The sequence below is a fragment of the Cupriavidus sp. WKF15 genome, assembly GCF_029278605.1.
Classification (GTDB): domain Bacteria; phylum Pseudomonadota; class Gammaproteobacteria; order Burkholderiales; family Burkholderiaceae; genus Cupriavidus.
Map to the genome: position 1 here is coordinate 3309823 of NZ_CP119572.1, position 20310 is coordinate 3330132.

Genomic DNA, 20310 nt, shown 5'->3' on the forward strand with positions numbered 1-20310 from the left:
TTTGTGGTTATGATTGCACTGTCGTTCCCCATCCTCTGAGGGGGGACCTCACAACTTCTCCATCCCCTTCCCCCGCAGCCCCACCAACAACGCCTGCCCGTCAGCATCCACACGGAATTCCCCATAGCCAGCCTGCGCAAACCGCTCCGCCTGCCCCTCCTGAAAGAAATAAGCATCGGTCGACACCTGCGCCTGCATGCCGCCCCAGCGCGAGCGCGCGATCTGGTAGCGCAGCAGCAGCTCGCCCGCCGCCAGCGGCTCGCCGGCGTGTATGCGCACGAAGCTGGCCACGCCCTGCTCGTCGCGCCGAATCACGGCTACGCCGTCGCGCGGAGGCCGATCAGCACGGCCCTGCGCGGCAAGAATCCGGTTGCCGATGTCGAAGTTCAGCGCCATATAGTCACCCTGCATCAGCGAGCGCGGATCGACCGGCGCAAGCTTGAGGAGGACGGCGTCGCCGCGCGCCAGCAGGCGCTCCTTGCCCGCGATGCCCACCGCGGCCAGGGCCAGCGTCAGTGCCCACGCAATCAGGATCCAGCGTTTCATGCGGCCTCCTTTGCCGGCGCGGCACGTCCCAGCCACTGACGAAATACCATCAGCATTACGCCGGCAACGACCAGCGTGACGGACTTTGCCAGCAGCGTCCAATTCAACGAGCTGTAGTACCAGATGAAGCCGATCGCGATGGCCGCAATGCCCAGGCCCAGCCAAGGCAACGAGGCCCGCCGCAACGCCAGTCCCAGTGCGAGCGCGCCAGCGCCGACAGCGGGAGCCGCCGCCATCAGGGCACCGAACGCCACCGTGCCGGCAAGCAGGATCGCAACGGCTGTGGCGGACAGCGCCAGGCGCCGGGACTCCACCAGCGCGAAGCCGACCAGCACCACACCGACGAGCCCGCCGGCCAGCCAGCGCGCGCCGGAAAAGCGCGGTGCCGTCTCCGGGATCCCGAGCCATGCCAGCGGATGGCTCGCGCCCGTCACCACCAGCGCCGCGCCCAGCGCGAACAGCAGCGTGGCATCCATCGCGGGCTCGAACCATCCATGTACGCCGGTGACACACAGGCGCTCCTCGGCTGCCGTGAACCACGCCGCGAGCGCGCACGCAAACGGCGCCAGCCAGCCGAACGACCACGGAATGGTGAGCCATGCGTTGCGCTCCGAACCCGCCAGCACGATATGGACGGCGACGGCCAGTCCGACCCACACGCCCAGCGCGGCCAGGAACCGGTGCAGCCGGTTCTGCACCAGCGCGTAGAGCGCAGCCTCGAACACGGCCAGGCACACCCAGAACGCGGCCGTCTCGATCAGTCGCCCCCCGCCGAGCAACTCCGCCACGCCATAGATCACCATGCCCTGGCCGCTAAGACTCACGGCCAGCGCGAACTGCCCGAGCGCGATGCCCGAGCCGCGCCGGTACAGGACCGCCGCGAGGATGATCATGGCAAAGCCGGTCACCGCAATCGCGCCGGCGTCCTCGCGTACGGCGACGAAGACCGCGCCAAGGAAGAACATCTGGAAGAACAGCGCGCCAAGCCACCCGGCCGCTCCCATCAAGGCACGCACCGCCCATGGCGTCCGCACTCTGGCAACGGGGTCGCCCTGCACCTCGCCACGCGCGGCCAGCTCGCGCCACAGCGCCTGTTCGGTCTGGATGGCCTCGGTCATGACAGCTCCACGGTTTGCGCGCGGTAAGCCCGCATCAGCCACGCGGCCGCGCCGGCGGCCATGCCTACGGTGATCAGGCCCAGCAGCAGGAAGGCCCCGAAATCGGCCCTGCCCTCGATCAGCAGCCGGCCGACCGCGGCAACGACCAGGACGATGCCGGTCAGGCTCGCCAGGCTCAGCACCACGATGTCGAAGGCGCGCTGCCGGAACCACCAGCCCAGCGCCAGCAGCGCAATCGCCGCCAGCCCGAAGACCGACAGGTCGGGGTGCTTGTCGAACAATGCGCAAAGGCCCGCGAAACCCGCATGAAAGCAGGCCAGCGCGGCCAGGATGCGCGCCCCGGTCTGCCCCCGGAAGCCCAGCCAGGAAGCTTGTGCGCCGAGCCATGCCCACAGCGCCAGCTGCAGCAGCACTGCGCCCAGCAACAGCAAGGTGGTGGTACGCGCGTAACGGGCATCGAACAGCATTTCGAACATGCCGCCGACGCCCAGGCGCACGCTGAAATAACGCAGCAGCGCAACGTTGCCGATCACGATCACCAGCCACCAGTGCGGCGCCGCGCGCGCGGCAAGCGCCCACGGCACGGCCAGCAGCGTCCACAGCGCGAACAGCTGCCAGGCGTCGGCCCCGGTCTGGTAGGTCTGTCCGATCACGGCCAGCAGCACACCGGCCAGCACCTGCGCACCGCCAAGTGCCGCGCGGCCGCCCATGTCGGCGGGCGGCCGGAACAGCGCAAACCCGGCGAGCAGGCTGATGGCCGCGGCCAGCACCGCGAATTTCGCGAACTTGTGCAGGTCCTGCCAGTTGAAGGCGAAGAAGACGATCACGCCGGCGCACAGCAGCACCGTGCCCAGCGCCAGCAGCCCATGGTCCAGCCAGCGGCGCCAGTCGGCCGCCACCGGCTCCGTACTCGCCCACGGCCGCGCCACGCTGCCGGGCGCCAGCCGCCCTTGCGCGCGCCAGTCGGCCAGGGCCTGGCGGATGGCGCGGCGCTCGCCGGTTGCCGGCGTCGATGTCGTTGTCATGCGCTTGTCCCGGAGTCGCAATGAAACCACTCTAGCAAAGCGCCGCTGGCGCCGCACAGCGGATTGGTCAGGGCGACCTATGCCAGGGCAGCGCGTACCGGTATGCTTTGGCCTTTCATTCCGAACATGCCCCATGACCCTCGGCATCCTCGCCGCGCTGCATGATGAAGTCGACAGCCTGGTCGCGGCCATGCGCCATGAAGACGCCCGCGCAACCATCCACCACATCGGCATGCGCGACTACCATGTGGGCCACCTGCACGGGCAGCCCTGCGTGCTGGTGCTCGCGCGCGTCGGCAAGGTCGCGGCGGCCGCCACCACGGCTACCCTGATCCGGGAATTCGGCGTGGACGAGATCGTCTTCACCGGCCTGGCCGGCGGCGTGGGCGACGGCGTGCGGGTCGGCGACATCGTCATCGCCAGCGAGACCATGCAGCACGACCTGGACGCGCGCCCGCTGTTCCCGCGCCATGAAGTGCCGCTGCTGGACCGCTCACGCTTTCCCGCCGACCCGGACCTGACCGAAGCGCTGCGCGCCGCCGCCGACCGCTTCCTGCGCGACGACCTGCCCACCGATGTCCCGCCCGCAGTGCGCGAGCGCTTCGGCATCGGCACGCCATCGCTGCAGCTTGGATTGATTGCCAGCGGCGACCAGTTCATCAACGCGGCCACCGCAGTCGCCGGGCTGCGCGAATGCCTGCCCGACCTGCTGGCCGTGGAGATGGAAGGCGCCGCCGTGGCCCAGGTCTGCCATGAATACGGGGTGAGGTACGCGGTCATGCGGACGATCTCGGACCGCGCCGACGACAGCGCCCACGTGGACTTTCCGGCATTCCTGAAGGATGTAGCGAGCCACTATTCGGACGGCATCCTGCGCCGCTTCCTGGCGGCGCGCGCCTGATCCGCATCCCGGTCGGCGCGGATTGCTGCCCGGATCGTCAGTTCTGACCTTATCCGTGGCGGGGCCGCAACGCGCCCCACATCCCGACCAGGACGGCGGCGCCGACGATCGCCGCCAGCCAGCCGCTCATCTGCCCGTCAGTGAAAAGATGCAGCGCACGCCCGCCGTAGAAAGCCGCCGCAGCTCCCGCCATTCCCAGCACCAGCGCGGCCGGCAGGGAAACGACCGTGCCAGCGGGATGCATCTGGCGCGCGGCCAGGCCAACCAGCAATCCGACGATCAATGTGCCCAGCATCCTGACTCCCATGTGTCTCCGGAACCACAGGCCTGAGATTCCGGCGTAACGATACAGCACCGGCGGCTCGCGGCCGCGCCTGCCTGCAAGTTCCGATCCCGACGTTATAATGGCAATCGGGCCGCACTTGCTGCGGACCCGGTACCAGTCCCTACAAATGCAACTGCTCGCGATCGGCATCAACCATACGACGGCACCAGTCTCGCTGCGCGAGCGGGTGGCGTTTCCGCTTGAGCAGATCAAACCGGCGCTCGGCGCGCTGCGTATGCACCTGTCGGGGCGCAATGGTACCGAAGCCGCCATCCTTTCCACCTGCAACCGCACCGAGATCTACTGCGCCACCGACGTGCTCACGCCGGGTGCGGAGGGTTTCGAGCATACGCTGAGGTGGCTGTCGCAGCACCATAACGTGCCGGCGTCCGACCTGGCGCCGCATTTGTATTCCCTGCCGCAGTCCGAGGCCGTGCGCCACGCGTTCCGCGTCGCCAGCGGACTCGATTCGATGGTGCTGGGCGAAACCCAGATCCTGGGCCAGCTCAAGGACGCGGTGCGCACCGCCGGTGAAGCCGGCTCGCTGGGCACTTACCTGAACCAGCTGTTCCAGCGCACCTTCGCGGTGGCCAAGGAAGTCCGCGGCCAGACCGAGATCGGCGCGCATTCGGTGTCGATGGCCGCCGCCGCCGTGCGGCTGGCCCAACGGATCTTTGAAAGCATCTCGACGCAGTGCGTGCTGTTCATCGGCGCGGGCGAGATGATCGAGCTGTGCGCCACGCACTTCGCGGCGCAGCAGCCGCGCCAGGTGGTGGTGGCCAACCGCACCGTCGAGCGCGGCGAAAAGCTCGCCGAGCAGCTCGCCGAACAGGGCCTGACCACGCAGGCGATCCGCCTGCAGGATCTCGGCGAGCGCCTGCACGAGTTCGACATCGTCGTGTCCTGCACCGCCAGCTCGCTGCCGATCATCGGCCTGGGCGCGGTGGAACGCGCGGTCAAGCGCCGCAAGCACCGCCCGATCATGATGGTCGACCTGGCCGTGCCGCGCGATGTGGAACCCGAGGTCGCGCGCCTGGACGACGTTTTCCTCTACACCGTGGACGACCTCGGCGCCGTGGTGCGCGAAGGCAACGCGCTGCGCCAGGCCGCCGTGGCCCAGGCCGAGGCGATCATCGAAAGCCGCGTGCAGAACTTCATGCACTGGCTGGAAACGCGCAGCGTGGTCCCGGTCATCCGCGAACTGCAGACCACCGGCGAGTCGATCCGCCAGGCCGAACTGGACCGCGCCCGGCGCATGCTCGCGCGCGGCGATGACCCGGAAGCCGTGCTCGAAGCGCTGTCGGGCGCGCTCACGCGCAAGTTCCTGCATGGCCCGACCCATGCACTGAACCACACGCAGGGCGAGGACCGCGAGGCGCTGGTGCGCCTGGTGCCCGGCCTGTTCCGCCACAGCAGCCACTCCGAGCGCTAGCCGCGCCGACCGCTGCGCCCGCGCGCCATGCGCGCCGGCAACCCGCCGCCCGCGCCGACCGCGGCCCGGTTCCCGCCTTCCCTACCCGGATTCCCATGAAAGCCAGCATGCTTGCCAAGCTCGACCAACTGGCCGAGCGACTCGATGAAGTCAACGCCCTGCTTGCCCGCGAAGACGCGACTGCCAACATCGACCAGTACCGCAAGCTCAGCCGCGAGCACGCCGAACTGTCGCCCGTGGCCGAGCAATATGGCCTGTACCGCCAGGCCCAGGACGACCTGGCGACCGCGCAGGCGCTGCTGGACGATCCGGAGATGAAGGACTTCGCGGCCGACGAGATCGCCAGCGCGCGCGAGCGCCTGGAGACGCTGGAAGCCAGCCTGCAGAAGCTGCTGCTGCCCAAGGACCCGAACGACGACCGCAACCTGCTGCTGGAAATCCGCGCCGGCACCGGCGGCGAGGAAAGCGCGCTGTTCGCGGGCGACCTGCTGCGCATGTACACGCGCTTTGCCGAACGCCAGCGCTGGCAGGTGGAAATCATGAGCGAGTCCGAATCGGACCTGGGCGGCTACAAGGAGGTGATCGTGCGCATTGCCGGCGATGCCGCGTTCTCGCGCCTGAAGTTCGAATCCGGCGGCCACCGCGTGCAGCGCGTGCCGGCCACCGAGGCGCAGGGCCGCATCCATACCTCGGCCTGCACGGTCGCGGTCATGCCGGAGGCCGATGAAGTGGGCGAAGTGGAAATCAACCCGTCCGACCTGCGCATCGACACCTTCCGCGCATCGGGCGCCGGTGGGCAGCACGTCAACAAGACCGACTCGGCCGTGCGCCTCACGCATATCCCGACCGGCATCGTCGTGGAGTGCCAGGACGACCGCAGCCAGCACCGCAACAAGGACAAGGCCATGAAGGTGCTGGCCGCGCGCATCAAGGACCAGCAGATGCGCGCCGCGCAGGCCAGGGAAGCCAGCACCCGCCGCAACCTGATCGGCTCCGGCGACCGCAGCGACCGCATCCGCACCTACAACTTCCCGCAGGGGCGCGTGACCGACCACCGCATCAACCTGACGCTCTACAAGATCGACATGATCATGGACGGCGATCTGGACGAACTGGTCTCCGCGCTCGCGGCCGAACACCAGGCTGACCAGCTGGCAGCGCTCGGCGAGGATGCCTGACGACCGCCATTGAAATTCCCTGACCGATACTCGACGCGATCCCCGCTCTATGGCGGCTAAAGCTTTGTATCTGTTGTAAATGCTTGAAACAGCACTGGCAGGCAAAAGTCCGCTGTCTATAATCGTTTTCGACCGGCTACCGAAGAAGTTGCCGGCTATTGTCTCTCCTGAAGCACGGACATAAGGACGAAATCATGAAGAAACTGCTCGCGCTGTTGATGATCACCGCGGCCATGGCCGCTTGCAGCAAGAAGGAAGAAGCGCCGGCCACGCCGAGCGCCGATACCGCCATGCAAAAGGCGGCGGAATCGGCGAAGGCCGCTGCCAGCGATGCCGCTGCCGCCGCCGGCAACGCCGCTGATGCCGCCAAGGCCGCGGCCAGCAACGCCGCCGCCGATGTCTCGGCCGCCGCCGAAAAGGCCAAGACCGATGCCGGCAACGCCATGGCAAATGCCAAGCAGGCGGCCAAGGAAGCTGTCAACGAAGGCGCCGACAAGGCCAAGGACGCCGTCAATAAGTAATGACCGCTACAAGGGATTCCCACCGGCTGCCAGGGTTCAGCGCTACACTGCTCCCTTAGCTGGTAGACCCGCCGAAAGCCCCGCCAGGCCAACGCCCGGCGGGGTTTTTTGTTTCCGGCCGGCGTGTCGCCGCTGGCGTTTCCGATCCCGCATTGCCGATGTCCCCTGCCATGTCCGGCGCCTTGCCGGCTTCCCCCACCGTGCGTGAAGCGCATACGCTCGCCGCCATGGCCGGCCTGCCCACGCTGGAAGCGCGGATGCTGCTGACGCACGTCACCGGGCTGACCCGCACGCAGCTGATTACCCGTGACGGCGACACCCTGAGCCTGCCCCAGCGCGACGCCTTCGCCACACTGCTGGCGCGCCGACTGGCCGGCGAGCCGATGGCCTACCTGATCGGCGAGCGCGAATTCTTCGGCCGCAAGTTCCGCGTGACGCCCGATGTGCTGATTCCGCGTCCTGACACAGAGATCGCCGCGGAATCGTCGCTGGCGCGGCTGGCCGGCGTGCCACATCCGCGCGTGCTGGACCTGGGCACGGGCTCGGGCATCCTGGCCGTGACCATCGCGCGCGAACGCACCGATGCCGAGGTGTGGGCGACCGACATTTCGCCGGGCGCGCTGATGGTGGCGCAGGACAACGCCAGCGCCCTGGGCGCCGACCGCATCCATTTCCTGGTATCGGACTGGTATGCCGCGGTGCCGGCCGACCTGCGCTTCCACCTGATCGTCAGCAATCCGCCCTATATTGCCGAAGGCGACCCGCACCTCGCCGAAGGCGACCTGCGCTTCGAGCCCATCGATGCCCTGACCGACCACAAGGACGGCCTGTCCGACCTGGCCGCGATCGTGGCCGGCGCGCCCGCGCGGCTGCTGCCGGGCGGCTGGCTGCTGATGGAACACGGCTACGACCAGGCGGCTGCCACGCAGGCGCTGCTCGAGCGCGCCGGCTTCACCGAAGTCTTCACCGCGCGCGACCTGGCCGGGCAGGAGCGCTGCACCGGCGGACGCCGCCCCGCTTCCGCGTGATGCAGGCCGCCTGAAGCCTGGCGGCGAATCCGGTAAAATTTGCAGTCAGATCACCGTCGCACGGCAATGCCGTGCGGCCTTCGACACCCGGTGGCCCTGAAGCGCAGGCGCCACCTCAACCGACAAAGCAACCATGAGTGACGTGCAACAAAAGATCGACCAGATCGTCAAGGGCAACCCGGTGGTCCTGTTCATGAAGGGCACCGCGCAGTTCCCGATGTGCGGCTTTTCCGGCCGCGCCATCCAGATCCTGAAGGCCTGCGGCGTGGATGCGCCGGCCACGGTCAACGTGCTGGAAGACGAAGGTATCCGCCAGGGCATCAAGGAATACGCCAACTGGCCGACCATTCCGCAGCTCTACGTGAACGGCGAGTTCATCGGCGGCTCGGACATCATGATGGAGATGTACCAGAACGGCGAACTCCAGACCCTGCTCAAGGGCTGAGCACTGCCATGCCCGTGACCGGCGGTACCGTGCCGCAACGGCTGATCGTCGCCATCACGGGCGCCACCGGCGCCATCTATGGCGTGCGCCTGCTGCAGGTGCTGCGGGATGTGCCGACGGTGGAAACCCACCTGCTGATCTCCCCGGCGGGCGTGATGAATCTCCAGCACGAGCTGGAGGTCGGCCGCGCCGACGTGGAGGCCATGGCCGACGTCGTGCACAACGTGCGCGATATCGGCGCGACCATCGCCAGCGGCTCGTTCCGCGCGCATGCGATGGTGGTGGCCCCGTGCTCGATGCGCACGCTGGCCGCCATTGCCCACGGCCTGTCCGACAACCTGATCACGCGCGCCGCCGACGTCACGCTCAAGGAACGCCGCCGGCTCGTGCTGATGGTGCGCGAGACACCGCTGAACCTGGCGCACCTGCGCAATATGACCGCGGTAACGGAAATGGGCGGCATTGTCTTCCCGCCCGTGCCCGGGTTCTACCAGAAGCCGCAAAGCATTGCCGAACTGGTCGACCACACCGTGGGCCGCGTACTCGACCTGGTCGACCTGCCCGATATCGGCCAGACCCTGGCGCCGAGCTGGCCGGGCCTGAACGGCATCTACGGCAAGGCCGCGGACAGCGGCAACTAAGCCGCCCTCCGCGGCGCCGGCTTACCAGTAATGGCGCCGGCCGTAGTAGCCATAGCCGCCGTAGTAGTACGGCCGCGGCGATACCACCACCGCCGGCGGCCCGACATAGACCGGCGCCGGGGCCACCGCGACAGCGGGGCCGGGGCCAGCCGGATACGGATATACCGCGCAACCACCCAGCAAGGCTGTGGCGGCGGCCGCTGCGGCCAGACCAATCGTTACCGTTCTCATCGTTTTATTCCTTGGGGGTCGCTTCGGGGCAAGTGCCTTGCCCTGAAAACGTTATACGGGGCCCCAACGTAATACAGCGTCAAGGCGCTGTAACCTTTGTTACGATTCGCAACGGTTTGGTGAACGTAAAGCCGCTCGGGTATCGCCGCTCGGGTATCGCCACTCAGATCTCGAAGCGGATGCCCTGCGCCAGCGGCAATGTATCGCCGTAGTTGATGGTATTGGTCGCCCGCCGCATATAGCCCTTCCACGCATCCGACCCCGACTCGCGGCCGCCGCCGGTCGCCTTCTCGCCGCCGAACGCGCCGCCGATCTCCGCCCCGCTGGTGCCGATATTCACATTGGCGATGCCGCAGTCGCTGCCTGCCGATGACAGGAAGCGTTCCGCTTCGCGCAGCGACTCCGTGAAGATGCACGACGACAATCCGTGTGCCGAGGCATTGTTCAGCGCGATGGCCTCGTCGAGCGAGGTGTAGGGCATCAGGTACAGGATCGGTGCGAAGGTCTCCGTCAGCATGGTGTCGTGCTGTTCGTCGGTCATCACCAGAGCCGGGCGCACGTAGCTTGCGTGCGGGAAGCGGTCGGCCAGCAGCCGTTCGCCGCCCGTGACGATATTGCCCTGCGCGCGGCAACTGGCCAGCGCGTTGGCCATGGCGTCGGCCGCGGCGGTATCGATCAGCGGCCCGAGCAGCGTGCCGTCTTCGAGCGGATCGCCGACGGGCAGGCGGTCGAACACCGTCACCAGCCGGCTGGCCATGGTGTCCATGAGGTCGGCGTGAACGAAGCAGCGGCGCAGCGTGGTGCAGCGCTGGCCCGCCGTGCCGGCCGCCGCGAACGTGATGGCGCGCACGGCCAGTTCGATATCGGCCGACGGCGCCACGATGGCGGCATTGTTGCCGCCGAGTTCCAGGATGCTGCGCTTGAAATGCTGGGCGCACGCCACGCCCACCTCGCGGCCCATGCGCGTGGAGCCGGTCGCGCTGACGAGCCGCACCATCGGATGCCCGACCAGGTGCGTACCCACCATGCGCCCGCCTGGCAGCACGGCCGATATGCCCACGTACTGCGGCGCCGTGGCCGCCAGCACGCGTTCGAGCAGGCCATGCGCGGCCAGCGCGCACAGCGTGGTCTTTTCCGACGGCTTCCACAGCACCGCATTGCCGCACACCAGCGCGAGCGCCGCATTCCACGCCCACACCGCCACCGGGAAATTGAACGCCGAGATCACGCCGCACAGGCCATACGGATGCCAGGTCTCGCGCATCGCATGCTGCGGGCGTTCCGAGGCGATGGTCAGCCCGTGCAGCTGCCGCGACAGCCCGACGGCGAAGTCGCAGATGTCGATCATCTCCTGCACCTCGCCCAGCCCTTCCTGCAGGATCTTGCCCGACTCCAGCGACACCAGCCGGCCCAGCGCCATCTTGTGTTCGCGCAGCACCTCGCCGAAGCGCCGCACGATTTCGCCGCGCACCGGCGCCGGCACCAGCGCCCAGCCGCACTGCGCCTCATGCGCGCGCGCGATCAGCGCGTCGGCGCCGGCCGGCGTGCAGGCCGGAACGTGGCCGAAGGCCTCGCCATCGACCGGCGAACGCACGATGACCGTGCCTGCGGGGGTGCCGTCGCTCCATGGCCGGGGCAGCCCCATCGACTGCCAGCACGCCGCGATCTCTTGCGCTTTCATACAGTGGTCTCCTGCAGCGGGCGCTGCGTATAGTGGCGGCCGAAGCGGTTGGCCAGGAACGCAGCGAGCGGCACGGCTTCCTGCCGCACGAAGCCCGCCTGCGGCAGCCCGCCGCTTGCCACCAGGTCCAGCGCCGTACAGATGCTGGCAGCCGTCGTGAGCTGGATCGCATTGACGTGCCCGGCCGGGCCATCCACGCCGCCAATGCGCGCCGAGAACGAGGCTTGCGTCAGCGGCCCGCGTCCGCGCTCGCCGCCGGCCGGGTAGCCGGTCGCGGTGGCAAAGATGATGACCACGTCCTGCTCCGTCACGGGAATCGCGCGGTCGAAGATTTCGCGCAGCCAGCCGCGCCGCTCGCGCAGGCGCAGGTCGTTGAGCAGCAGCTTCATCAGCGCGCAGTGGCCCGGGTAGCGGATGGACTTGTAGTCGACATTGCGTGCCCGGCCCGCCAGCGTTTCCGGCAGCGTGCCAAGCCCGCCTGATGTATTAAAGGCTTCATACTCGATGCCGTCCAGCGCGAAGGTCTCAAGCCCCTCCAGCGCCGGCAGCTCGACGCGGCGGCCGTCGACTATCGCTTCGCACGGATTGCAGTACTCGTTGATGAGCCCTTCGGTGCTCCAGGTCAGGTTGTACTTGAGGGCATTGCTCGGGTAGCGCGGCAGCGCGCCCACGCGCATCTGCAGGTCCAGCAGCTCGCCGCCGCCGCGCACGAAGCGCTGCGCGAGGTCGTTGCCGACCACGCCGATGAAGCCCGGCGCCAGGCCGCACTGCGGCATCAGCACCGAGCGCGCACTCTGCGCAAGCTGGCGGATGGCCTGCGTCGCGGCCACGTCCTCGGTCAGGTCGAAGTAATGCACGCCCAGGCGCGCGGCCACCGTGGCCACGCTCACGGCGGCGTGGAACGGCAGCGCGTTGAGCACCGCGTCGGCACCCGCCAGCAGCGCGGCGCAGGTGCCCGGCTCGGTCGGGTCGCCTGCGCGTACCGTGATGGCGCGCGGCAGGCCGTCGAGATGGCGCGCATCGTTGTCGACCAGGCTCACGCGGTAGTCGCCGCTGTCGTGGAGCATGGCGGCAATGGTGCGGCCGATCTTGCCGGCGCCCAGGACCACCACTTGCAGGGGGCCCTTGGCCCGTGTCAGGTCCCGCGGCGAGCCGCGGCCGAGGGTGGATGGCTGCATGGTGTCCTCCTTGGTCCAAGCCTGTCTTTGTGTATGCCTGACTGAAGTATGGGCAGCACGCGCAACAGAATGAAGGCGCAAGTTCGACGAATACCCGCCATAATCAAACGAAACGACGATGGATTCCGACGATATGGCAGATCCCGACAAGCTCGACCAGACCGACCGGCACCTGCTGTCGCTGCTGCAGGCCAACGCGCGCGAAAGTGCCGCCAACCTGGCCCGCCACCTGGGCATCGCGCGCACCACCGTGGTGGCGCGCATTGCGCGGCTGGAACGTCTTGGCGCGATCGCCGGCTACGGCGTGCGGCTCGGCCGCGAGATGGGCGACAACGCGATCCAGGCCTTCTGCGGGTTGTCGGTGCAGCCCAAGGCGGGCCCTGCCATCGTGCGGGCGCTGCAGCGCCTGCCCGAAATCGAGGAGCTGAGTTCGGTCAGTGGCCCGGTGGACTACATGGCGGTGATCCGCTGCGCCAACCATGCGCGGCTCGACCAGCTGCTCGACGAGATCGGCATGCTCGACGGCGTCAACCACACCACCACGTCGATCGTGCTGGCGAGAAAAATCGACCGCCGACGCGCAACGGATTAGCACGGTATCCTCCGGACCATCATCACCGCAACGGGAGAAAAAGACGATGAGCAATCCGATCCGTGTCGCCGTCGGCGGCGTAACCGGCTGGGCCGGCGGCGAACTGGCGCGCGGCGTGGCGCACGCGCCCGACATGACGCTGGTGGCGGGCCTGTCGCGCGGCGCCGCCGGGCAGCCGCTGGCGCAGCTGACGGGGCATGCCGATACGCCAGGCGTGGCGGCGGCCAGCATCGAGGCGCTGGGGAACACGCCCTATGACGTCTATGTGGAATACACCAAGCCGGCCATTGCCAAGCACAACATCCTGCAGGCACTGGCGCATGGCGCGCACGTGGTGGTCGGCACTTCTGGGCTGAGCGACGAGGACTATGCCGAGATCGACGCGGCCGCGCGCAAGGCGGACCGCGGCGTGCTGGCGTGCGGCAACTTCGCCATCACCGTGGTGCTGCTGCAGAAGTTCGCGGAAATGGCGGCGCGCCATCTCGACCACTGGGAGATTATCGACTACGCCAAGGCCGGCAAGGTCGACGTGCCGTCCGGCACGGTGCGCGAGCTGGCGTTCCGCCTCGGCGAGGTCAAGGCCGCGCAGCAGGCTGTGCCGGTGGACCAGGTCAACGGCCCGCGCGAGACGCGCGGCGCGACCATGTCCGGCACGCAGGTGCATGCCGTACGGCTGCCCGGCTACCAGCTCGGCGTGGAAGTCATCTTTGGCGCCGACGGCCAGCGCCTGCATCTCAAGCATGAGGCCGGCGACGGCTCCAAGCCCTATGTCTCGGGCGCACTGCTGGCGATCCGCAAGGTCCACACCGTGCGCGGCGTGGTGCGCGGGCTGGACAAGGTGATGGACGGCATCTGAGCCGGCATCAGGCCGGCGGCAAGCCGGGCGTTACCAGCTGCCCGGCTTGACGGGCTTGGGCGCCGGCTTCTTCTCCTTGCTCGGCGCGGCAGCGGGCGCCGATGCGGGCGCGAGCTGCTGCGCGACCTGCGCGTCCTTGTCCGCCATCAGCGCGCGGGCCCGGGGCAGCAGCATCTCGATGGTGCCGGTGTTCGGGTCTTCCGGCATGGCGTACAGCTCGACCGTCAGCGGCTTCTGCATCCAGCCCGCGTGGATGGTCTTGACCGTGTTGCCGGCCTTGTCGCGCATATCCTCCTGCTCTTGGCGGAACGGCTTGCCATAGAGCGCGTTCACACTGTCGAGCGCAGCCTGCTGCGAATTGGCGCCGGCGGTCGGCACGATCACGCCGACAAGTGCATTGCCATCGACGAACGCCACGACATGCACGCCGTCCATGAAGGCCGGACGCTTGTCGCGCGGAATGCCAACCTGGCGCATGAGGCCGTCGCCCTTCACCTCGACGCAGAAGGCGGTCACGTCGCGGCCATCGGGCGTGCGCTTGTCGGCACAGTCAGGCAGCGCGGGCAGCGGATTGCCGATTTCCAGCAGCTTCAGCAGCGGCGACAGCGCGCTGTCTTCGGCAGGCGCAGTCTTCTGAGCCACCTTCGGCGCAGCGGCGGCAGGGGCGGAGGCGGCGGCGGGAGCCGCCGGGGCGGCAGAGGCGCTCGTGGCGGCGCCGATCAGGCCGGCAGCAGCCAGCGCGGCAACGGGAAATTTCAAAATCCAGACTCCTCAAAAAAAGCCCCTGTTGGAGCCTGCGGCGAGCGAGATGTTCCGGGCAACTGCATCACGCATTGCCGGCATGGCGCATTGCACACCTCACCTGCCCCAAAGTGCGCTTGTCCGGGCATTCGCAGCAACGCGTTGGCAAGCGCTGCGCGGCACAGCGCGGCGGGCGCAGCCGGGGCCGGTCTTGCTGCCGGCGCGCCGCAATCTTAGAGGAAAGCCGCACGCGACACCATGTCCGACGCAAATGGCCCCGGGGGTCAGCCTGCGGGTGCCTTGCGTACCAGCGCCAGCGCCTCGCGCCGGAAGGCATGGCCCACGTGGTGATAGAACGGGTGCGGCGAAAACTGCCGCGAAATGAACGATGCCAGCAGCGAAGCCGCCAGCAGGAAAAGCGTCAGGTCCTGCGTGCGCGTCATTTCCATGACGATCACGCTGGCCGTAATCGGTGCCTGCGTGGCGCCGGCCAGGAACGCGGCCATGGCCACCAGCGCCAGCAAGCGCGGCTCGAGCATGCCGGGGATGAAATGCGCCACGTTCTCGCCGATGCCGGCGCCGATGGCCAGCGCCGGCGTGAAGATGCCGCCGGGAATGCCCGCGAAATACGACACCACCGTGGCCGCGAACTTGGCCAGGCCAAACCAAAGCGTGGCGTGCGACTCGCCATTGATCAGGGCCGAAGCCTGCTCATAGCCCGTGCCGAACGTCGCTCCGCCCGTCGCCCAGCCCAGTGCGGCCACGACCAGCCCGCAGCCGAAGGCCACCTGCACCGGATGCGCGGGCGGCCAGTGGCGCCAGCGCGCCGGCAGCAATCCCGGCACGCCGCCGGTCAGCGCCTTGGCAAACAGCCCGCCGAGCACACCGCACACCACCGCGCACAGGATCACCGGTCCCCAGGCGTCATGCAGCACCAGCATGGGCACCTTGACGACGAAGTACGGGTTGTTGCCGAGCAATGCCAGCGACAGGAAGCCTGCCGTCAGCACGCCCGACAGCACCAGCCGGTCCCAGCGCACGGCGGTGCCGCGGCCTAGCTCCTCGATGGCGAACACCACGCCGGCCAGCGGCGTATTGAACGCCGCCGCCAGGCCGCCCGCGGCGCCAGCCGCGATCAGCGCGTTCGGGTGGAAGCCGATGCGAAAGCGCAGCCTTTCATGGCACCAGTGGCCCCACGCCAGCATGGCCGCGGCGCCAACCTGCACCGACGGCCCCTCGCGGCCGACCGAAGCGCCCGCGAGCAGGCCGGCGGCGGTCAGCACCACCTTCCACATCGACTGGCGGAATGAAACCAGCAAGGTCTGCGCGGGCCCCGACGGCGGCAACGTGACGGCGGCGATCACCTGCGGAATGCCGCTGCCGCGCGCCTGCGGCGCCAGCCTGATGGTCAGCCAGCGCAGTGCCGCCAGCCCGAACGGCAGCATCACAAACGCGATCCACGGCGAGGCCTGTGTCACCTGGTGGTTCCAGCGCAGGGCCAGTTCGGCGATCCATGCGAACACCATGGAGAACAGCGCGACGCAGCCGGCGCCACACATGAAGACGGCATAGCGCAGCGTGGTGCGCGAGATGCGCCCGGCCTGGCGCGACTTGCGCCACGCGGCAAGGCGCGCGCGGCGGCTGATCGTGTCAGCCAGGCGAGCATTGGCCGGGTCGGCGGGGCCTTCTGGACGGTTGTGCGATGTGTCGGCGCTGACGGATTCGTTGCCGTCGTCGGCGCTGGAGGGGCCTGGTGGCTCGGAGGGGGCACGATTGGTCATGACAAGCGGGACATGGCGGCATCTCGCGCCCCGGCCGTCGGGGCGCATTTGCCTGGATGTCCCGCACTATACGCCCGTCAGCGCGGGCCGCACCGGCGGTCCGCCGCGCGTTCCTTCGTCAATCCAGCGTGATGTTGTTGGCGCGGATCACCTTGCCCCAGTGTTCGCGGTCCGCTTCGACATAGCGGTCGATCTCCGCCTGCGTGCGCGGCGGCTGCACCACCAGGCCGAGGTCGCTGAAGGCGGCGCGGAACTTCGCGTCCTTCAGCACGTTGTCGGCCGCGGCGCGCAGCTTTGCCACCGCCTCGGGCGGAGTCTGCGCCGGCACGGCCAGGCCGAACCACGTGGCGGCCTGGAAGTTGGGGTAGCCGCCTTCGGCGACGGTCGGCACATTGGGCAGGACGTCCAGCCGCTGGCGGCCCGTGACGGCCAGCGCCTTGAGCTTGCCGGCCTTGATGTGCGGCAGCGAGGTGCTGACCACGTCCACCATCAGCTGCGTGTCATTGGCGAGCAGCGCCGACAGCGCCGGCGCGCTGCCGTTGTAGGGCACGTGCGTGACCTCGATGCCCAGCTCGGTCTTCAGCATCTCGGTGGCAAGCTGCAGCGCGTTGCCGAGGCCAACCGACGAATAGTTGAGCTTGCCGCCACTGGCCTTGGCATAGGTGGCGAACTCGCGGATGTTGCTGGCCGGCACCTTCGAATTGGTCACCACCACCAGCGGCACTTCGGTGCCGATGCTGAATATCTTGAAGTCGCGCGGCGGATCGTAGCTGATCTTCTTGTACAGCAAGGGATTGAGCACCATGCTGCCGTTGGTGGCCAGCACCATGGTGTAGCCGTCGGCCGGCGCGCGCGCCACGCTGCTGGTGCCAACCATGGTGGCCGCCCCCGGGCGGTTTTCCACCACCACGGTCTGGCCAAGCTGGCGCGACATGCCGTCGGCAATCGCGCGGCCGAACTGGTCGGTCGAGCCGCCCGGGGTATACGGCACCACGAGCTTGATCGGATGATCCGGATAAGCGGCCAGCGCGGGCGCGGTGCCGCCTGCCAGTACGCAGACGGCGGCGGCCGCTGCGGCGATCCAGGCCCGGCGGCCAGATTTCCTGCCTTGCATAGTGTCTCCTGTCTGGCGGCGCCTTCGTGGGCGCCTTTTTTCTGCTCTGGATGGATGCGGCCCTGCCGCGCCGCGCTCAGACGCGCCGCTGGCGCCCTTCCCAATAGCGGTCGCGCAGCCGGCGCTTGGCCAGCTTGCCGGTTTCGTCGCGCGGCAACTGCGGCTCGATCACGATGCTGCGCGGCACCTTGAAGCCCGAGAGGCGCGCGCGCAGCCAGTCGATCACCTCCGCCTCATGGATCGTCACGTCCGGCATCGGCTGCACCATGGCCAGCAGCCGCTCGCCGTATTCGTCGTCGGGAACGCCGAACACCACGCAATCGGCCACGCCCGGGTAATGCACCAGCTCGTGCTCGATCTCGGCCGGATAGATGTTCACGCCGCCCGAGATCACCATGTCCGAGGCGCGGTCGCAGATGAACAGGTAGCCGTCGGCATCGACGTAGCCCATGTCGCCGAGCGTCACCAGGCCATCGCAGTCGATGGCGCGGCGCGCGGCTTCATTGTTGCGGTAAGTGAAGTCAGGGTAGGCGGGCTGGCGCACATACACCATGCCGACCTCGCCCGGCGCGCACGGCTTGCCGTCCTCGTCGAGGATGCGCAGCTGCGCATCATCTACCGGCTTGCCGGCCGTGCCCGGGCGGGCGGCGGCGTCAGCGGGCGTGGCCACCGTGATCATGCCGGCCTCGCTCGACGCATAGGTTTCGTGGATCACCGGCCCCAGCCATTCGAGCATCGCGCGCTTGACCTCCGGCGCGCACGGCGAGCCGGTCGAGGCGACGAAGCGGATCGACGACAGGTCGTAGCGCGCGCGCACCTCGGGCGCCAGCTTGAGCAGGCGCACGTACATGATCGGCACGAGATAAAGCACGTCGATGCGGTGCTTTTCCACGAGCGCCAGCACCTGCTCGGCATCGAAGCGCGGCGTGAGCACGAGACGCTCGGCCATCTGCAGCGCGTTCTGGATGAACGACCCGGGCGCGCTGTGGTACAGCGGCGCCGACATCAACGCGCGGCAGCCGGGGACGATGCCATACACCTGCCGCACCAGCGAGCGCGCACGCGCGAGCTGGTCTTCCAGCTGGTCCAGCGGCACCGGCTCGCGCAGCACGCCCTTGGGACGGCCGGTGGTACCGGAGGTGTAGGCCATATGGCCGCGCGGGGACGCGCGCGGGCCGTCGTACGGGCCCTGCTGTGCAAGCCAGGCTTCATAGTCAGTGCCATCCGGCGCCTGCGCGCCGTCGGCCACCACCAGCACGGTCATGCCGGCCGGTACGGCGTCGCGCACCGCGGCCAGCAGGCCGGCGTGCACGATCAGCGCGCGGGCACCGCTGTCGGCCAGCAGGAAGCGCACTTCCTCGGTGGTGAAGTGCCAGTTGATCGGGCAGTAATAGGTACCGCCGATGCGGCAGGCGTGGACGACATCGGCATAGACCGGATCGTTGCGCAGCAGCACCGCCACCACATCGCCCTCCCGCAGGCCGGCGGCGCGCAGGCCGCCGGCAAGGCGGGCGCCGCGGTCGAGCAGTTCGGCGCCGTCGCGGTGCATGTCTTCGAACCAGAGGTCTGTGGCCATCGGTAGTCTCCTGTGCTTGTCCTGTTTCGCAGCGTTCCAATGTAGCCGCGAAGCCTGGCATCGACAATTCGCCGCCACGGAATCACAATGTTGCGTCAGACGCGACAATCCTGCTGGCAATCCCCGATGGACCTGAATCTGATCGAAGCCTTTGTGGACATCGTCGATGCCGGCAACCTCGCCGAAGCCGGCCGGCGGCGCGGCGTCACGCGTTCGCAGGTAAGCCGCCAGTTGCGTGAGCTGGAACAGCAGGCCGGCGCCCAGCTCCTGCGCCGGACCACGCGCCGGCTGGAGTTGACCGAGCCGGGCCAGGCGCTTTACCAGCACGGGCTGCGTATCCTGCAGGAGGTGGCGTCGGCGCAGGCCGAGATCGACAGCCTCGGCAAGACGCTGCGCGGCCACGTGCGCGTGAGCATGCCCACGGGCCTGGGCGACGCGTTCGTCGCGCCGCTGCTGCTGCAGTTCGCGCAGCGCTATCCGGGCATCACGCTGCGGGTGTTTTTTGCGAACCGCGTGGTCGACCTGATCGCATCGGAAATTGACGTGGCGCTGCGCGTGACCTCATCGCCGCCGCTGGACCACGTGGCGCGCGAGATCTGTCCGATCGACTGGCAGCTCTGCGCCTCGCCTACGTACCTGGAACGCGTGGCGCCGCCGCGCGTACCGGCCGACCTCGCGCGCTGCCACTTCCTTTGCCCGCCCTACGGTTCGCGCTTCGTGCTGGCGCTCAATCGCGACGGTCAGCGCGAGGAAGTCGAACTCGCGCCTCATCTGCAGTCCGAACACTTCCGCTTTCTGCTGCAGGCCGTGCGCGAAGGCCATGGTATCGGCCTGCTGCCGCGCTATATGAGCTGGGAGGAAGTGCGCCAGGGCCGTCTCGTGCACGTGCTGACCGACTGGAAGGCCGAAGGGCTCGGCAGCAGCCTTTATGTCATCACTACGCCGAGCCGGCACCCGACTATGGCGGCGCGGGCGCTGATTGCGTTTTTGAAGGAAGAGATTGGGAGGCTGCCGGTGTTCAATGAGTGAGGTGAGGGGTTGTGCTTGGCAGGCGCCGTTGGTTCGCCGGCGGGGGCTTTGTGGTTATGACTGGCTCGTCATACTTGGCAAGCGCCGCTGTTTCGCCGGCGTAGCCGGCGACCTACTTCTTGTCCGAGCGACAAGAAGTAGGCAAGAAGCGCGTCGCCTGGCGGCTGGCCATCAACGATACGCTTCTTGTGTTCAAGGGGCTTGGTCTCGCGAAACGTGGTTGCCCGTTCGAGCCTGCTACGCATAGTGATTCAGAACCTGTGCCTCCGATAACCGGCTTGTGAACGATCCCCATGTAGGGCTCGGGTACAGCGTTCCAATAGCGCCAGTGGTCGGACGCCTTCGGCTGCGCTGCGCGCACGTCCTAGTCG

At 68.4% G+C, this 20310-nt stretch carries 21 protein-coding genes; 10 read left to right on the forward strand and 11 right to left on the reverse strand.

Features of this window, described 5'->3' with window-relative positions; all coding sequences use genetic code 11:
* Positions 1-48: 48 nt before the first annotated feature.
* From CupriaWKF_RS15330 to CupriaWKF_RS15340, 3 genes are read right to left on the reverse strand one after another with little or no spacing between them, the layout of a single operon-like run.
* Positions 49-546, reverse strand: a complete 498-nt coding sequence (locus CupriaWKF_RS15330; RefSeq protein WP_276098687.1) for a GDYXXLXY domain-containing protein — start codon at positions 544-546, stop codon at positions 49-51.
* A complete protein-coding gene (locus CupriaWKF_RS15335) occupies positions 543-1664 on the reverse strand; it encodes a DUF4401 domain-containing protein (RefSeq protein WP_276098688.1) in 1122 nt (373 codons plus the stop codon). Before CupriaWKF_RS15335 ends, CupriaWKF_RS15330 begins: the two co-directional genes overlap by 4 nt.
* Entirely contained in the window at positions 1661-2689 is a 1029-nt protein-coding gene (locus tag CupriaWKF_RS15340) for a DUF2157 domain-containing protein (RefSeq protein WP_276098689.1), read from the reverse strand. Before CupriaWKF_RS15340 ends, CupriaWKF_RS15335 begins: the two co-directional genes overlap by 4 nt.
* Before the next feature lie 133 nt (positions 2690-2822).
* On the opposite strand from CupriaWKF_RS15340, the gene CupriaWKF_RS15345 reads away from it, so the two are divergent.
* A complete protein-coding gene (locus CupriaWKF_RS15345; protein WP_276098690.1) occupies positions 2823-3590 on the forward strand; it encodes a 5'-methylthioadenosine/adenosylhomocysteine nucleosidase in 768 nt (255 codons plus the stop codon).
* A 49-nt stretch (positions 3591-3639) separates the two neighbouring features.
* Here the strand turns inward: CupriaWKF_RS15345 and CupriaWKF_RS15350 are convergent, their stop codons facing one another.
* Positions 3640-3885, reverse strand: coding sequence for a hypothetical protein (locus CupriaWKF_RS15350; protein WP_276100826.1), 246 nt, complete (start codon positions 3883-3885; stop codon positions 3640-3642).
* A gap of 157 nt (positions 3886-4042) precedes the next feature.
* On the opposite strand from CupriaWKF_RS15350, the gene hemA reads away from it, so the two are divergent.
* The 6 genes from hemA (at position 4043) to CupriaWKF_RS15380 (ending at position 9160) form a co-directional block, all read left to right on the forward strand.
* Positions 4043-5347, forward strand: a complete 1305-nt coding sequence (hemA, locus tag CupriaWKF_RS15355; protein WP_276098691.1) for a glutamyl-tRNA reductase — start codon at positions 4043-4045, stop codon at positions 5345-5347.
* Positions 5348-5442: 95 nt separating this feature from the next.
* Positions 5443-6525: a peptide chain release factor 1 gene (gene prfA / locus CupriaWKF_RS15360; RefSeq protein ID WP_276098692.1), complete on the forward strand. Its 1083-nt coding sequence runs from the start codon at positions 5443-5445 to the stop codon at positions 6523-6525.
* 194 nt (positions 6526-6719) lie between these two features.
* Positions 6720-7046: a hypothetical protein gene (locus tag CupriaWKF_RS15365; protein WP_276098693.1), complete on the forward strand. Its 327-nt coding sequence runs from the start codon at positions 6720-6722 to the stop codon at positions 7044-7046.
* Between the two features lie 158 nt (positions 7047-7204).
* Positions 7205-8074 (forward strand): peptide chain release factor N(5)-glutamine methyltransferase, encoded by an 870-nt coding sequence (gene prmC / locus CupriaWKF_RS15370; RefSeq protein ID WP_276098694.1) that lies wholly within the window; start codon positions 7205-7207, stop codon positions 8072-8074.
* A gap of 133 nt (positions 8075-8207) precedes the next feature.
* Entirely contained in the window at positions 8208-8519 is a 312-nt protein-coding gene (gene grxD, locus CupriaWKF_RS15375) for a Grx4 family monothiol glutaredoxin (RefSeq protein ID WP_276098695.1), read from the forward strand.
* Between the two features lie 8 nt (positions 8520-8527).
* Positions 8528-9160 (forward strand): UbiX family flavin prenyltransferase, encoded by a 633-nt coding sequence (locus CupriaWKF_RS15380; RefSeq protein ID WP_276098696.1) that lies wholly within the window; start codon positions 8528-8530, stop codon positions 9158-9160.
* A gap of 21 nt (positions 9161-9181) precedes the next feature.
* On the opposite strand, the gene CupriaWKF_RS15385 is transcribed toward CupriaWKF_RS15380, so the two are convergent.
* The 3 genes from CupriaWKF_RS15385 to CupriaWKF_RS15395 all read right to left on the reverse strand — a co-directional run bounded on the left by CupriaWKF_RS15385 (position 9182) and on the right by CupriaWKF_RS15395 (position 12250).
* A complete protein-coding gene (locus tag CupriaWKF_RS15385; protein WP_276098697.1) occupies positions 9182-9391 on the reverse strand; it encodes a hypothetical protein in 210 nt (69 codons plus the stop codon).
* A 163-nt stretch (positions 9392-9554) separates the two neighbouring features.
* The gene (locus CupriaWKF_RS15390; RefSeq protein WP_276098698.1) at positions 9555-11072 is read right to left on the reverse strand and encodes an aldehyde dehydrogenase family protein; all 1518 of its coding nucleotides are present in this window, start codon (positions 11070-11072) and stop codon (positions 9555-9557) included.
* On the reverse strand, positions 11069-12250 hold the full coding sequence (locus CupriaWKF_RS15395) for a saccharopine dehydrogenase C-terminal domain-containing protein (RefSeq protein WP_276098699.1): 1182 nt from the start codon (positions 12248-12250) through the stop codon (positions 11069-11071). Before CupriaWKF_RS15395 ends, CupriaWKF_RS15390 begins: the two co-directional genes overlap by 4 nt.
* A gap of 133 nt (positions 12251-12383) precedes the next feature.
* On the opposite strand from CupriaWKF_RS15395, the gene CupriaWKF_RS15400 reads away from it, so the two are divergent.
* Together CupriaWKF_RS15400 and dapB are read left to right on the forward strand one after the other, a co-directional pair.
* Entirely contained in the window at positions 12384-12842 is a 459-nt protein-coding gene (locus tag CupriaWKF_RS15400) for an Lrp/AsnC family transcriptional regulator (RefSeq protein ID WP_276100827.1), read from the forward strand.
* 46 nt (positions 12843-12888) lie between these two features.
* Positions 12889-13698 carry a 4-hydroxy-tetrahydrodipicolinate reductase gene (dapB, locus tag CupriaWKF_RS15405; RefSeq protein WP_276098700.1) on the forward strand — a complete coding sequence of 270 codons (810 nt, stop codon included), beginning with the start codon at positions 12889-12891 and terminating at the stop codon, positions 13696-13698.
* 30 nt (positions 13699-13728) lie between these two features.
* Here the strand turns inward: dapB and CupriaWKF_RS15410 are convergent, their stop codons facing one another.
* The 4 genes from CupriaWKF_RS15410 to CupriaWKF_RS15425 form a co-directional block, all read right to left on the reverse strand.
* On the reverse strand, positions 13729-14457 hold the full coding sequence (locus CupriaWKF_RS15410) for a hypothetical protein (RefSeq protein ID WP_276098701.1): 729 nt from the start codon (positions 14455-14457) through the stop codon (positions 13729-13731).
* A gap of 266 nt (positions 14458-14723) precedes the next feature.
* Entirely contained in the window at positions 14724-16220 is a 1497-nt protein-coding gene (locus tag CupriaWKF_RS15415) for a chloride channel protein (protein ID WP_276098702.1), read from the reverse strand.
* A 118-nt stretch (positions 16221-16338) separates the two neighbouring features.
* Positions 16339-17334, reverse strand: a complete 996-nt coding sequence (locus CupriaWKF_RS15420; RefSeq protein WP_276098703.1) for a tripartite tricarboxylate transporter substrate binding protein — start codon at positions 17332-17334, stop codon at positions 16339-16341.
* 76 nt (positions 17335-17410) lie between these two features.
* Complete coding sequence (locus CupriaWKF_RS15425) at positions 17411-18910, reverse strand: acyl-CoA synthetase (RefSeq protein ID WP_276098704.1); 1500 nt, start codon at positions 18908-18910, stop codon at positions 17411-17413.
* Positions 18911-19036: 126 nt separating this feature from the next.
* Between CupriaWKF_RS15425 and CupriaWKF_RS15430 the strand changes: the two genes are divergently transcribed.
* Complete coding sequence (locus tag CupriaWKF_RS15430) at positions 19037-19939, forward strand: LysR family transcriptional regulator (RefSeq protein WP_276098705.1); 903 nt, start codon at positions 19037-19039, stop codon at positions 19937-19939.
* The last annotated feature ends 371 nt before the right edge of the window (positions 19940-20310 follow it).